12 protein-coding genes and 1 pseudogene are annotated in these 13,825 nt (G+C 43.1%); 1 reads left to right on the top strand and 12 read right to left on the bottom strand.

Features of this window, described 5'->3' with window-relative positions:
* Position 1: 1 nt before the first annotated feature.
* Together OGM16_02390 and OGM16_02395 are read right to left on the bottom strand one after the other, a co-directional pair.
* Complete coding sequence (locus OGM16_02390) at positions 2 to 1,075, bottom strand: MBL fold metallo-hydrolase (protein UYJ47145.1); 1,074 nt, start codon at positions 1,073 to 1,075, stop codon at positions 2 to 4.
* 11 nt (positions 1,076 to 1,086) lie between these two features.
* On the bottom strand, positions 1,087 to 1,635 hold the full coding sequence (locus OGM16_02395; GenBank protein ID UYJ47146.1) for a hypothetical protein: 549 nt from the start codon (positions 1,633 to 1,635) through the stop codon (positions 1,087 to 1,089).
* 207 nt (positions 1,636 to 1,842) lie between these two features.
* Between OGM16_02395 and OGM16_02400 the strand changes: the two genes are divergently transcribed.
* The gene (locus tag OGM16_02400; GenBank protein ID UYJ47147.1) at positions 1,843 to 3,372 is read left to right on the top strand and encodes a BCCT family transporter; all 1,530 of its coding nucleotides are present in this window, start codon (positions 1,843 to 1,845) and stop codon (positions 3,370 to 3,372) included.
* Between the two features lie 76 nt (positions 3,373 to 3,448).
* On the opposite strand, the gene OGM16_02405 is transcribed toward OGM16_02400, so the two are convergent.
* The 10 genes and pseudogenes from OGM16_02405 to rfbF all read right to left on the bottom strand — a co-directional run bounded on the left by OGM16_02405 (position 3,449) and on the right by rfbF (position 13,647).
* On the bottom strand, positions 3,449 to 3,712 hold the full coding sequence (locus OGM16_02405; protein UYJ47148.1) for an HPr family phosphocarrier protein: 264 nt from the start codon (positions 3,710 to 3,712) through the stop codon (positions 3,449 to 3,451).
* Between the two features lie 243 nt (positions 3,713 to 3,955).
* Positions 3,956 to 5,182: a TolC family protein gene (locus OGM16_02410; protein UYJ47149.1), complete on the bottom strand. Its 1,227-nt coding sequence runs from the start codon at positions 5,180 to 5,182 to the stop codon at positions 3,956 to 3,958.
* A 77-nt stretch (positions 5,183 to 5,259) separates the two neighbouring features.
* Positions 5,260 to 6,477: a TolC family protein gene (locus tag OGM16_02415; GenBank protein ID UYJ47150.1), complete on the bottom strand. Its 1,218-nt coding sequence runs from the start codon at positions 6,475 to 6,477 to the stop codon at positions 5,260 to 5,262.
* 28 nt (positions 6,478 to 6,505) lie between these two features.
* Positions 6,506 to 7,165 (bottom strand): TetR/AcrR family transcriptional regulator, encoded by a 660-nt coding sequence (locus tag OGM16_02420; GenBank protein UYJ47151.1) that lies wholly within the window; start codon positions 7,163 to 7,165, stop codon positions 6,506 to 6,508.
* A gap of 671 nt (positions 7,166 to 7,836) precedes the next feature.
* Complete coding sequence (locus OGM16_02425) at positions 7,837 to 8,109, bottom strand: DUF2007 domain-containing protein (protein UYJ47152.1); 273 nt, start codon at positions 8,107 to 8,109, stop codon at positions 7,837 to 7,839.
* A gap of 91 nt (positions 8,110 to 8,200) precedes the next feature.
* Complete coding sequence (locus OGM16_02430; protein UYJ47153.1) at positions 8,201 to 9,193, bottom strand: glycosyltransferase family 2 protein; 993 nt, start codon at positions 9,191 to 9,193, stop codon at positions 8,201 to 8,203.
* Positions 9,190 to 10,017, bottom strand: a complete 828-nt coding sequence (locus OGM16_02435) for a LicD family protein (GenBank protein ID UYJ48375.1) — start codon at positions 10,015 to 10,017, stop codon at positions 9,190 to 9,192. Before OGM16_02435 ends, OGM16_02430 begins: the two co-directional genes overlap by 4 nt.
* Before the next feature lie 387 nt (positions 10,018 to 10,404).
* Positions 10,405 to 11,754: a lipopolysaccharide biosynthesis protein RfbH gene (rfbH, locus tag OGM16_02440; protein UYJ47154.1), complete on the bottom strand. Its 1,350-nt coding sequence runs from the start codon at positions 11,752 to 11,754 to the stop codon at positions 10,405 to 10,407.
* Positions 11,755 to 11,802: 48 nt separating this feature from the next.
* Positions 11,803 to 12,861: pseudogene (gene rfbG / locus OGM16_02445) on the bottom strand (CDP-glucose 4,6-dehydratase).
* A gap of 9 nt (positions 12,862 to 12,870) precedes the next feature.
* Positions 12,871 to 13,647 (bottom strand): glucose-1-phosphate cytidylyltransferase, encoded by a 777-nt coding sequence (gene rfbF / locus OGM16_02450; protein ID UYJ47155.1) that lies wholly within the window; start codon positions 13,645 to 13,647, stop codon positions 12,871 to 12,873.
* Positions 13,648 to 13,825: the final 178 nt, after the last annotated feature.

Here is a 13,825-nt window from a genome sequence, read left to right on the forward strand (position 1 = left end):
TTTATTCGATCACCTGGTCGCCGTCCTTGGTAACGTAATACTCTTTCACACCCAGACGGGTCATCCAGTTTCTGGTCTCCTGGGTTTTCCAGGAACCGCTTCCTGCGCCGCCGCCGTTGTCATTGTCCCACAGCCACTGCGGTGTCGGCCATAGGCATACAGATGGTCTTAAAGCCTTATAAACCTCATAACCTACGCCATTCTGTCCGTGATGAGACATCTGCACCATCTTGCACTTTAAAGCAGCCAGGTTTACATCCTGCATCAGATGCTCACCACCGGTGTTTCCTAAATCTCCCAAAAATACAACATTTGTACCATTTAAAGAAACCATATAAGCAACACTGCTGTTATTTACAAAGTCATTGTTCTCCTTGTATGCCTGGTTTAAAACCTGGATCTTTGCAGGTCCTGCATTGATCACCTGTCCTGCCACAATATCACCGTGAAGGATGGATGGGGAAACCTTTGCAAATGCGCCTTTTATATAAGCTACCATAGAAGCAACATTTGCATCTTTTTCCGCATACCAGCTGTCTTCCAGGAAAGAATAGTAGATGCCGTCAATGGTGATCTCACCTGCATGCTTATACAGGATATCCGCCAGGGCACCTGCATGGTCAGAGTCCGGATGTGTGATCAGCCATGCCTGTACATGTCCGCCTTTTGCCTTGATCTGGTTTAACACATAATCCGTGTTGTCAGTCCAGCCACCGTCTACTACGATCAGGCCGCCTTCTCCAGTTTCAATAATAACTGCCAGCTGCTGGGCTTCTGTATCATGATTTGCCAGAAGAGTCAGTCTTCCTTTTCCAAAGTAGGAAGAAGAATCCGTAACCGGGGTAGATACTTCTCCAAAACCTGCTACTTCTGCCTTGGAAACTACATTCTGTGTTCCATTGTTATTCTGATCGTCTGTATTCTGTGTTTCATCCTGGACAATGATCTTATTTGGGGAAGTGACTACCTTGGCGTTCATGGCAAAGGACTGCATCGTACCTTGTCCCAGCATCAATGTTAATGCTGCCATCACGCCTGCAGCGCAGCGCTTCCAATATCTGTCAATGCGTCTCATTTTAAGTCTCCTTACTGTAATGGCTCAACAGCTCTTACATCACCGGCTTTAATGGTATCATTTACCAGATAAGCACTTTCATCTCCCTCTTTATCATAAGGGAATACCTGTACTTTTACATCATGCTCATCAAAGAAGCTACCATAGTCTGTAGTATAACCATCTTCATTTTCCTCAGGTGCTGTGAAATAGAAATTCTGGGTTGATACAGCCTCACCAATGGTTCCTAAAACATCCTGGGCATAAACCACTGCTACATCGCTGGTAGTCTTCTTTGTAACAGGAAGCAGAACAGTCAGCATACCGCTTGCATCATCGTAAACTACATTTAAATCCATTACATAGTCAGCAAATGGTCCGTATGGCTCTAAATACTGCTCTTCCAGGTCAGAACGTACTTCTTCCCAGTTAATAGCAATATCTTTATTGATCTCTGTATCCGGCTTTCCATCCCCTTCGATCTTTCCACTGTCCGGGGATACGATATTGCTCTTGGTACAGCCGCTTAAAAGTGCTGCCGACGCAAGAAGGATCAGAGAAACTTTTTTCCAGTTAAACATTATAAAAAACCTCCTTAAATTTCAACGGTACTATTATATCGAAGAAAACACAATTTTAATAGTAGTTTTTTCTTACAATATTGTTACTCTATGTGAATCTTATGTGAAAATATGTCTTGCCATTTGGTTCCATCAGTGCTATTATGTTCAATATGATTTGATTTTTATATTTTTTGAACACGATATTTTTAGCAGGAGGTCTTTCTCATGAAACCGAAACAGAAACCATTTTTACAAAATCTTGACCTGGTCACTACCATACTGCCTTTTGGATGCATTGCATTGTTATGCTGTCTTTTTATGTTATTTCCGGAAGGCTCTGCAAACATTCTGGCATCTATCCGTTTTTTCCTTGGAGATGAGCTTGGAAGCTATTACCTGTTAATGGGTCTGGGAGCTGTGATCTGTTCTCTTTATATGGCATTTTCCCGTTTTGGCTCTATTAAACTGGGCGACATGGAAAAACCCCAGTATACCGCTTTTCAGTGGGGTTCCATGATGTTTACCTCAGGACTTGCTGCAGATATCCTTTTTTATTCTCTCTGTGAATGGATGCTTTATGCAGATGAACCTCATATTGCCCAAATGGGGACTGTCCAGGACTGGGCTTCTGTATATCCACTGTTCCACTGGGGTCCTATTCCCTGGAGCTTTTACATTATCCTGGCAGTTTCTTTTGGCTTCATGATCCACGTACGCAAAAGAAATAAACAGAAATATTCCGAAGCCTGCCGCCCTCTTCTTGGAAAGAAGGTAGATGGAGTCATCGGCAAGCTGATCGATCTGACTGCTGTTTTTGCTCTGTTAGCTGGAACTGCTACTACCTTTTCACTGGCTACGCCTCTTTTATCTATGGCTTTAAGCCGGGTTTTAGGAATTGCTGAAACACCTCTTCTTACCATTGCTATTTTAGTTATTATCTGTATTGTATACACAATGGCTGTCTATTTCGGTATGCAGGGGGTTGCAAGACTGGCTGCTTCCTGTATTTACCTGTTTTTCGTGCTGTTAGCTTATTTCCTGTTTTTAGGCGGCCAGACACGTTATATCATTGAAACAGGTATCAGTGCTGTGGGAACTCTGGCCCAGAATTTTATCTCCCTTGCAACATGGACTGATGCACTGCGCACCTCTTCCTTCCCCCAGAACTGGACGATCTTTTACTGGGCTTACTGGATGGTATGGTGTGTGGCTACTCCGTTTTTTATCGGAACCATCAGTAAGGGACGAACCATCCGTCAGACTGTTTTAGGAGGCTATTTCTTTGGCCTTGCAGGAACCTTTACTTCTTTTATCATACTTGGAAATTATGGACTTGGACTGCAGACTCACGGTATCTTGGATCTGATGGGATTATACCGGGAAAGCCAGGATCTGTACCAGACCATCATCGCTATTTTTGAAACAATGCCAATGGCTAAGATAGGGCTGATCCTTCTGGCGGTTACTATGATCGCTTTTTACGCTACTACTTTTGATGCCCTTACCATGGTAGCAAGCTCCTATTCTTACCGTTCTCTGGATGCAGATAAAGAGCCGGATAAGAAGGTGAAACTGTTCTGGGCCGTTACTTTGATGCTTTTCCCTATTGCACTGATCTTTTCGGAAAACTCTATGAGCAGCCTCCAGTCAGTATCTATTGTAGCTGCTTTTCCTATTGGCTTTATCATCCTGATGATCGTATGGAGCTTTTTTAAGGATGCAGATTCCTATCTGAAAGAAAAAACTACAAATTAGTACACAAAAGAAAAACAGGAGACTTCCCCTCACAAGTCTCCTGTTTATGCGTTGTTATACATTTCTACACTTCCTTTTATCTTTGCTGCAGATATTCATCCTGCCATAAAATCTTTCTTATGCAATTATCTGCTTCTGTCTCATCTCTCCCCTTGAAACAAATGGTCAGAAAACCACATAAGCTTAGATTTTTTAATTCATCATATTGCTTTAAGTTTGCTGTTTTTTGGTCATTGGTTACGAAAATGTCACAATCAAAACGGTTGGCTGTCTGGATCAGATACGAGATCGGTATTGGGGTCAAAGCTTTTTTTCTTACGTCCAAACTTCTGGTTACCATTCACATCACCTCAATTTCAAAAACTACAGCATGTTCCACTTCCTTTACTTAGATCATTATATTCCCCTTTCGTATATCATAGCACCGTTTTTTGTAAAAAACAACGAATTTATTCGTTGTTTTTCTTAATATTTTTGTCATAAATTACGACTTTCAGAGTATTAAAACAGAAAAACGGCAGATGTTACTTAAACAAGTGCCGTTTTCTCTTTGGAATATTAATTTTTTTCTTTAAAGCAGAGGTTACTGGGTATCTGCTGATACGGAAACACCTGCTACTGCCCATTTATAGTTCTGGAGAGCCTGCTGGAGAGCCAGATCTGCACATTTATATCCGGACTGTGCCTGCAGCCATGCTAATTCCTGCTGCATGTACTGGATATTGCTTAACATACCATTTGCTTTCTGGATCTGTGCTGCCTGCCATGCGATCTGGCCGCTTTCGTAAGCTGTCTTTGCTGCGGTATAGGAAGCGTTCTTTTCTTCCATTTCGTCATACAGTGCCTGAATGTTGGATCGGACATTTTCTTCGGAATATTCTACATTTCGCAGTTTATTTGCAGTCTGTGTGGTAGTCTTTGAGGTACGGATCTGCAGATCTGTCATTCCGCCGCCGGTCTGGCTTCTGAGACTGATCAGATTGTAGTTATTGTTTACTGCTTTTTCTTTATCCTCTGTAACATTCACTGTGGCAATGTAAGATGGATCTGCTGACGGGACTTCACCGAATACCGGGTTAGCTGCTTCATCGTAACCTGTAAAGGAACAGAGCATCTTACGGATCTGCTCGATTCCTGCATCCAGCTGGTTTAACTGGGACTGGCTGGTGGAAAGACTGGATGCAGCCGAAAGTACATCTGCATCTACTGCCATTCCCTGTGCCTGCATGGTGTCCTGAAGCTGTTTTGCTGCTGTGGCCAGTTCTACACCTTTTGCTGCAATGGTACGCTGGGATAAAAGCTGCTGATACTGGTTTAACATCATTTCTACATTAAGGATCAGGCTGTTTGCCTGACGGTCGATCTGTTTTTCAGAAGAAGATTTACGTTCCAGGGAACGGTCCAGGCTGTTTGCTGTAGTACGCAGCTGATTGACCGATTTTCTCAAAGCTCTTGCAGTTGCCTTGGATATCATCTGCTCCATGCCGCTTTGTTCTTTTGCCAGATCTTCGGCTGCTTTTGCCTGGGAGAGCAGGTCATCGGCGGTGGTCCTTGAATTGACTGCGATCTGGCCCTGGTCTTCCTTCATTCCTCTTGCCATAGCATAGGCACTTTTTATAGGACCGTAGTATTCTTTTACTCTAGCGCCTATTTCGTCATAGTCTAACTGGTTATCAGCAAGACGCTGCTGATCAGCACAATAGCTGCCTGCCGGATTTTCTTCTGCTGCAAATGTCTGGAATGGAACGGACGCTGCCAGAAGAAGGGCCATCGTGGCGGCTGTCACGGATCTTAAATGATTTGTTTTCATTTTTTTCGTCCTTTCTTTATGTACTCCCGGAATCGTTTTGTGCCTGATCCTGCGAGAATACTCCGGGAATGCATTTTTTAGTTTGAAGTAGTAAGGCCTTTTACATTCCAGTCATAAGCTTCTAAGGCAAGGAGAAGCTGAAGTTGTTTTGTGTTTACATCGTTTTTGGCTGCTGTATAGGTATTTAATGTACTCTGATACTGCAGGCTGGTCTGGCTTCCTACTGCCAGATTTGCCTGGGCAATATTTAAGTTAGCCTCTGCTACCTGAAGCTGGGCTTTGGCTGCATTTAAGGCATCTCTGGTAGTAAGCACAGTGTTGTACTGCGTTTTTAAGGAACGGACAGCTGTGTCTTTCGCATTTGCTAAAGTTGCCTGATTGGATTCGATCAGATCCTGACTGTCTAAGTTTCCTGCTTTTTTGGTATAATATTTTACATCGTAGTTATTATCAATAGCTGTCTGTGCATCTGCATTTGGATCTAAGGTGTCGATGCGGGATAAGTCTGGCTGAGGCACTTCTTTGATCTCAGGCTGTGCATCTGCACTCCAGCCTAACATAAGGCATAAATTTCTGTGTACGTTTTCCTGGCTCTTTTGTGCAGTTAAAATGGCGTTGTCCTGATCCTGAACACGTTTTAAAGCGGTAAGGACGTCTGTCTGGGTCGCCATGCCTACAGAAAGCTGCGCCTGGGCTGCTTCGTACTGTTTCTGGAGCAGTTCCCTGGTACTCTGGAGGTTTTCCAGATTATATGCAGACTGCTTTAAGGAAACCATCATTTCCTGTGCCTGATAAACAAGTTTTGCTTCCTGCTGGTCGTACTGGATTTTTTCCATATCTGCGTCTTCGTAGTTGTTGTCTGCCTGCTTTGTTAAAAGTCCTGCGGAGTAACGCAGGGAAGCCCAGGTTATATCGTTATCTGCACTGTCTGCCTGATCCCAGATGTCATCGATATCTTTCATGTAGTCATCATAGATATCGTTTAAGTTTTTATTTTTCTGGTCTTTGTAAGTGGACCGGTTGCTTATAACAGTGGGGTTGTATTCGTGAACCAGATTGGCTAATTCGCCGTATTCCATGATATTGTCGCGAAGACTGGCCCATTTTTCTGCAGAATAAGCAAATTCAGGTGTCAGGCTTTTTTTATAGTCTACAGTCTGGACATCTTTGGGCTGGTAGGTGTTATCGTCGGGGCTGTTCTGGGCTGCCATTGCTGTAAGTGGAAGGGATGCTGACAGGATGGAAGCGGTGAGGACAGCGGAAAGCTTTGTGATCTTCTTGGTAATATTTTTCATATTTGGGTCTCCTCTATTAGTTTATGTGTTACAGCTTAGCCATGCGCTGGTTTGAATGAGAAAGTGTGCTACAGCACATTCCCCGTTCCAGGATAGCCATTTCTTCTGTTAATATCTGGATAATGTTTTCTTTTTCAGAAGGATCCTGATAATACATTGCCATTGATTTGATCAGGACCATCATCGCCATATCTACTACGTAGCACAGTGTCTCTATTGTGGTGGGATATCTGTCTTTGTCTAAGCGGCTGTAAAGTTCTTCTATAAAGGATTTATAGAGTTCATCTTTCATAAGAAAACCCCGGATACCGAACATCTGGTTTTGGCCGGTTACGCTTAAGTCGGCTAACAGGTTTCTGTGGATCTGAAATGTAAGTCTTTCGCCTCCTGTTTTCATCCATTCTTTTAAAAGACGGGTGCACAGGCGGAATGGATTTCCGTTTTCTTCTTCCAGATAATCAAATATTTTTTTTCTTAAGGTATCTCTGAAGCCTCTGAGCATATAGCGCATCAGGTCATCTTTATCTTCAAAGTAGGTATAGAAACTTCCACGGGATATTTCGGCTTCTTTGATGATCTGGTTTATGGATGCTGCGGAGTAGGGAACTCTGGCGAATTCGTTAGCCGCTGCTTCTAAAATAGCATTTTTTTTGGATTCTTTCAGGTTTAAAAAACGCTGGGTTGGCATTTACGAGCCTCCTTGTTTTCTTGATGTCCTCCCGGAATCTTTCTGTGCCTGATTTTGTGAGATGATTTTTTGTCAGTTGTGCCACAATTTTTGAGGCGTACGCGGTGCGTACGTTGATAAAATTGGGGTGCGACTGGCGGAAAATCGGCCACAAAGGCAGGTGCATGGAAGACTCCGGGAGGACATCCTATGTCCTCCTTGAATCTTTCTGTGCCTGATTTTGTGAGAAGATTTCGAAAGGTTATTCTTATCTGTAGGTTGTTGGGTTTGAAACATGACACGGTGTTACTATGACATGATGTCACTTTTGAGATTATATAGAGATTTGGGGAGAATGTCAAGATTTGGAAGTATTAAATATTTGTAAAGATACGGCTCAGGGGATTGGGTGGGGCGCTGGGGATTTGTGCAGGGACAAACTAAGAATTTGGAAAAATGGCTAAAAGCAAGAGAGGGGCGGGCAAAACTCACTTCGTTCAAACAGTTGCCCGTCCCTCTCTTAACGCCATTTTCCCAAATCCAAGTCTGTCTAGCCTGCGCATCCCATGCACCCCACCCAATTCCCTGAGCCTGAGAGTAGCCTGGCTTTTTACCTGGTACATCGTTTCGTAAATAACTGTACTGCTCACATAGAATGCGGATTTGAGTGTGCAGGCAAGTGAGTGGTATAGTTATTTCGAAAATGATGTACCAGTTGTATTTTGGATTATTTGTCTGGCTTTTTGTTCGTCTTCTTTTTTTACAGATATAGAGTAGGTGTTTTTTATACTGCTATCACGTAAAAGAACTGGATTGTCGCCACGAAGGTTATTTAGTGACAGGCGCAGCTGATTATTGGTGCTGGTATCTTTATATGAGATATTATTTTCTGCAAGTAAATTTTTCACCCTAAAGTATTTTTCCATATCTAAGGTAGTGTATATTTCTATGTATTTTGCAAACATTTTTCTCCTTATGTTCGTGGATGTCCCATATAATGGACATCTTAAAGATTTTATCACTGCTCCATATAACGGGTGGAAGATGCACTTTTTCTTATAGATTTTCTGTTTTTTCCACAATATAAACCGGTCTATCCTTTAATTCTGTAAAAAGGATCGCAATATACTCACCTATGATCCCAATCAGCAGGAACATCATTGCAAACATAAAACATAAAAGTACCACGATCGTTGCATAACCACTGGGAGCTCCCTGGCGGGTACAAAGAGTATATACCATAACCAGCACGCCCAATGCTGCCGAAAACACACCTGCATAAATTCCCAGTTTCAGCGGCATATTGGAGAAGCAGAGTATGGTATTAATAGAGAAAATAAATAACTTCTTAATGCTGTATTTACTCTCCCCTGCCACCCTTGCTCTGGCTTCGTATTCTATGTTAGTTTTTTTAAAGCCTACATTTTGTACGTAGCCGCGAAGGAAACGTACTTTTTCACGGTAGTTGTCTTTAAGGACCTGGGCTACATGGCGGCTGATGGCGAAGAAATCAGAGGCGTTTGGCTCAAAATGGACATCTGAAATATGGTTAATAAGCCAGTAAAAACCAGAAGATGTTATATTCTTTATCAGACCCGCAGACTCATTTTTCGTGCGGACCATATTGATGACCTCATAACCAGCATCAAATTTTTCTATGATTTTCGGGATACATTCCGGTGGATGCTGCAGATCTGCGTCCATACAGATGATCCCATCTCCTGTACTGTGATCGATACCGGCTATCATTGCTGCTTCGTGTCCAAAGTTCCGTGAAAAACTGATGAGTTTTACATCATGGTCTTCTTTTGCCAGTTCTTCCAGAATGCTTAAACTGTTGTCTGCACTTCCGTCATTAACGAATATGAGTTCATGCTCCCAGCCGGATTTTTTTATCTGTTCCAGGATTTTATTGGTTTCTTTATAGAATTCTCGCAAAGCTTTTTCTTCGTTGTACACGGATACGACTACTGATAGTTTACGGAGGCTTTTGCTGTTTTCGTTTATATCGTTGCTGTTTTTACTGTTGTTTTCTGCTGTATTGTTCATTCGTCATATACCTGTATCTGTAAGCTGGAATGAGTCGGGATCCGCTGTTCTTCTGGTGGAAGCTGCATATAATTGCCATATATTTCTTTCAGGACCGGATCCCAGCCTTTGGGGATCATAAGGGTGGTGTCTTCAAATGGGGCATCTATTACTTCTTCACACCAGTCTTTGTGAAGTGTAACGTAAAGGTAATCTGGCTGGTAGTTACTGTAATAGCGTAAGTCGCCTTTACTGTGTCTGTCTTTAAGGGCAATTGCTTTCTGCATCGCAAATATTGCTTTCAGAGGGATCAGTTTTCCTGCTGTTGCAAGACCGCCTACAAAGATTTTATGCATCAGGCTGTATTTACTATAGTCTAAATCGTGGCGGTGGCCCATTGCAAGGCCGTAAATGGCTTTATGAAGGAAACGGGTGATTTCTGCTGCTGCTTTTCCTTTTGGAAGCTTATCCAGAATGAACAGGTCTACCCACAGGTGGTTTAGTTTTCCATCATAGTAGTCCATTTTATCACTGTCTGGGTGCATACGGCTTTTTTTATAGATAATACGGGGAGTAAAGTCGTAAAATGCCTTTCCTCCATGGAAGCTGTCTGGTTCTACCAGTTCCATTGTATCTGGGAGTTCTCTTTTTACTACTTTTTTAAATGCTTCAAACTGATTTCTCGTAAAGACAATATCTGCATCATCATCCCATGGAATAAACCCCTTATGACGCACTGCCCCAATAAGAGTCCCTGCATCTAAGGCATACTGTATTTTATATTTACGGCAAATACGGTCAATTTCTTTAAGGATAGTCAGATTGGCCCTGTGAACACGACTCATGTCATATCCAGCATTATCTTTAATGTCAATACCACTGATTTTATTGACACTAACAGTATTTGTGTTTTCCATATTTTCTGCCATATAATCTTTCCCCTCCTTTACCAAATGATGTTCTCTCAGAATCTTTCTGTGCCTGATTTTGTGAGAAGATTTTTTGTCAGTTGTGCCCAAATTTCATCACAATGTTCTCTTTCCTCACTCATGCTTATTTGTAGAACTGGGAAAAGGGGGCGTTTTCAGTTTATCGATTGTCCACATCTTGAGCGCGGATGTCCGAATGCAACGGACGCAGTCCGATGCAGGCGAACAGACGCATGCGAAAGCCAGTGGACAATGATACACTGAAAAACCAAGCCCCCATTTCACAGTTCGGACCTTCTGGAATTACTTTCCAATAGCCTCCCGAATCGTCTTCGCCATAAAATCGATCATCTCATCATTCATTCCCGGATAAACTCCAACCCAGAAAGTATCTCTTAAGATCCTCTCTGTATTTTCCAAGTTTCCTACTACGCGATATCCTTTACCTGATGCTCTCATTTCATCAAAGCATGGATGCTTGATCAGGTTACCGGCAAACAGCATACGTGTCTGTACGCCTTTACTTTCAATGTACTGGACAACTGCGTTTCTGTCTGTACCTTCTTTGCATGTGATCAAAAATCCAAACCAGCTTGGATTGGAATGTGGTGCTGCTTCTGGAAGGATGAGTTTATCGGTGCAGTCTGCCAATGCCGCTTTTAATCTTGCAAAATTGTGGCGGCGGCGTTCTACGAAGGACGGGAACTTGTCTAACTGGGCACATCCAATAGCTGCCTGCATGTCGGTTGCTTTTAAATTATATCCAAGATGGGAATATACGTATTTGTGGTCATACCCCAGTGGAAGCTCCCCATACTGACGGTCAAAACGGTGTCCGCACAGGTTATCATGTCCGGATGGACAGATACAATCTCTTCCCCAGTCACGGAAGGATCGGATGATCTTATTTAAAAGCGGACTGTTGGTGTAAACAGCGCCCCCTTCTCCCATGGTCATATGATGGGGCGGATAAAAACTGGAGGTTCCGATATCACCTACTGTGCCGCTGAAATGTACTGTTTCTTTTCCGTCTTCTTCCATTGTATACTGTGTTCCTAAAGCATCACAGTTATCTTCTACCAGCCACAGTTTATATTTATCACAGAATGCTTTTACAGCCCGAAGGTCAAAGGGATTGCCTAAGGTATGGGCGATCATAACTGCTTTTGTCTTTTCAGATCTTGCAGCCTCTAACATGGTCACATCTATGTTGTACTGTGGGATGGTCACGTCTACGAATACCGGCACTGCACCGTACTGGATCATTGGCGCTACTGTAGTTGGGAAGCCGCAGGCAACGGTGATCACCTCGTCACCGCGGTTTACACGGCGGTCTCCCAGTAATGGGGAAGTCAGTGCCATAAATGCGATCAGGTTTGCGGAGGAACCGGAATTGACCAGGGAACAGTAACGCACACCCAGGTATTCTGCCAGTTTCTTCTCAAATTCATCTGTATAACGGCCGGAAGTCAGCCAGAATTCCAGAGAGCTGTCTACCAGATTGACCATTTCACTATGGTCATAAACTCTGGAAGCATATGGGATGCGGTCTCCTTCTTTGTATTCTTTTTTCTTATGGAATGTGTCGCAGTAATCAGCTACCAGATCTAAGATCTGCTTTCTTGCCTCTGCTTCAGTTGTATGTTCAAACATTTTTTTATCTCCTACTAGCAATTTTATAATTGGACTGCCGGGACGGTCTTATGAAAAGAATTCCCGGATCTGGCGGTCTGTTACTTCTAACATATCTGCCCCGTTTAAATATTCTTTTGACCACTCTACTGTTTTTTCAATGGCTGTTTTTACTGTATATCTTGGTGTCCAGCCAAATACAGTTTTGATTTTGGAACAGTCTAATTTCAGGAAATTTGCCTCATGAGGGCCGCCGGCCCAATGGTTTTCCCAGGTCATTTTCTCTCCCCAGGCATTGCAGAACAGGTCTGTTAAGGTTCCTGTTGTTATACAGTCCCTGTCATCCGGGCCTACATTGTAGTAACCCTGGTATTTGTTGTCTTTGTACTGTTCCATGGCAATGGTAAGATATACTGCCAATGGCTCCAGCACATGCTGGTATGGTCTTGTGGAATGTGGATTTCTTACCTGGATGGGCTTTCCGGCTGCTGCTGCGCGGATGCAGTCCGGGATAATGCGGTCACTTGCAAAATCACCGCCGCCAATGACATTTCCGGCACGGGACGTGGAAATGGCACACCGTCCGTCCCCGAAGAAGGATTTTTTGTAGCTGTGTGTTACCAGTTCGGAACATGATTTACTGTTGGAATATGGATCATAACCATCTAATGGGTCACATTCACGGTATCCGTATTCCCATTCTTTGTTTTCATATACTTTATCAGTTGTTACATTTAAGAAGGATCTTACACTGTCAGTAAGACGGACACATTCTAAAATGTTTACTGTCCCCATTACGTTGGTCTCATATGTGTAAACAGGTTCTTTGTAGGATTCACGGACGATAGGCTGTGCTGCCAGATGAAATACGATCTCCGGCTTTACTTCATCGAAAACGCGGCGCAGATGTGACAGATCCCGTATGTCTCCGGTGATGCTTTTGATGGTATCTTCCAGCCCTGCTATTTCAAAAAGAGCTGGTTCTGTAGGCGGATTTAAGGCATAGCCAGTTACCTGGGCGCCTGCCAGTGTAAGGATACGCACCAGCCATGAGCCTTTGAATCCTGTATGGCCTGTGACCAGTACCCTTTTTCCATTATAAAATGATTTCAGTTCTTTTAATGTCATAACAACTCCTTAATCTTTCCAGATCTTCCACGGTGCTTTTCCTGACTGCCACAGTTCTTCTAATTTTTTCATCTCTCTCTGGGTATCCATGCACTGCCAGAAGCCACCGTGATAGAAGGACTTCATCTGGCCTTCTGCTGCCAGCTTCTGCATTGGTCCCTGCTCAAAAACGGTGGAATCACCTTCCAGATAATCAAAGATCTCCGGATTCATTACCATAAAACCGCCGTTGATAAGAGCGCCGTCATTATCATCTTTTTCACGGAAGGAAAGAACAGTATTGTCATCTGCAATGTTTAACACGCCTTTGGACTGTCCCAGATTCACAGTCGTGATCGTTGCGATCTTACCGTGGGATCTGTGGAACGCTATCAGTTCATTTAAGTCTACATTGGAAACGCCATCACCATAGGTAAGCATAAATGGCTCGTTTCCAATATACTGCTGGATACGTTTTACACGGCCGCCAGTCATGGTATTTAAACCGGTATCTACCAGTGTGACCTTCCATGGCTCAGAATAGTTGTTGTGTACTTCCATGCTGTTATTTGCCAGGTCAAAGGTAACGTCGGATGTATGCAGGAAGTAATCTGCAAAAAATTCTTTTACAACGTACTGCTTATATCCGAGACAGATCACAAAATCGTGGTATCCAAATTCGGAATAATATTTCATAATATGCCACAGGATCGGCTTTTCACCGATCTCGATCATTGGCTTTGGTTTTAAATGGCTTTCTTCGCTGATCCTGGTGCCGAAGCCGCCTGCTAAGATAACTACTTTCATTTTCAATCTTTCCTCCAAGAGTTCTTCTATGTTCTCTCGGAATCTTCCTGTGCTTGATTTTGTGAGAAGATTTTTTGTCAGTTGTGTCCAAATTTCTGAGGCGTACGTGGGACGTACGTCGATGAAATTCGGGTGCGACTGGCGGAAAATCGGCCACAAAAGCAAGTGCAGGAAAGAC

Source organism: Lachnospiraceae bacterium (assembly GCA_025758065.1).
Classification (GTDB): domain Bacteria; phylum Bacillota; class Clostridia; order Lachnospirales; family Lachnospiraceae; genus Enterocloster.

What these genes read in the sequence shown, in the direction of transcription:
- OGM16_02390 (UYJ47145.1), bottom strand. Translation starts at nt 1,075, where the DNA reads ATGAGACGCATTGACAGATATTGGAAGCGCTGCGCTGCAGGCGTGATG.
- OGM16_02395 (UYJ47146.1), bottom strand. Translation starts at nt 1,635, where the DNA reads ATGTTTAACTGGAAAAAAGTTTCTCTGATCCTTCTTGCGTCGGCAGCA.
- OGM16_02400 (UYJ47147.1), top strand. Translation starts at nt 1,843, where the DNA reads ATGAAACCGAAACAGAAACCATTTTTACAAAATCTTGACCTGGTCACT.
- OGM16_02405 (UYJ47148.1), bottom strand. Translation starts at nt 3,712, where the DNA reads ATGGTAACCAGAAGTTTGGACGTAAGAAAAAAAGCTTTGACCCCAATA.
- OGM16_02410 (UYJ47149.1), bottom strand. Translation starts at nt 5,182, where the DNA reads ATGAAAACAAATCATTTAAGATCCGTGACAGCCGCCACGATGGCCCTT.
- OGM16_02415 (UYJ47150.1), bottom strand. Translation starts at nt 6,477, where the DNA reads ATGAAAAATATTACCAAGAAGATCACAAAGCTTTCCGCTGTCCTCACC.
- OGM16_02420 (UYJ47151.1), bottom strand. Translation starts at nt 7,165, where the DNA reads ATGCCAACCCAGCGTTTTTTAAACCTGAAAGAATCCAAAAAAAATGCT.
- OGM16_02425 (UYJ47152.1), bottom strand. Translation starts at nt 8,109, where the DNA reads ATGTTTGCAAAATACATAGAAATATACACTACCTTAGATATGGAAAAA.
- OGM16_02430 (UYJ47153.1), bottom strand. Translation starts at nt 9,193, where the DNA reads ATGAACAATACAGCAGAAAACAACAGTAAAAACAGCAACGATATAAAC.
- OGM16_02435 (UYJ48375.1), bottom strand. Translation starts at nt 10,017, where the DNA reads ATGAGTCGTGTTCACAGGGCCAATCTGACTATCCTTAAAGAAATTGAC.
- rfbH (UYJ47154.1), bottom strand. Translation starts at nt 11,754, where the DNA reads ATGTTTGAACATACAACTGAAGCAGAGGCAAGAAAGCAGATCTTAGAT.
- rfbF (UYJ47155.1), bottom strand. Translation starts at nt 13,647, where the DNA reads ATGAAAGTAGTTATCTTAGCAGGCGGCTTCGGCACCAGGATCAGCGAA.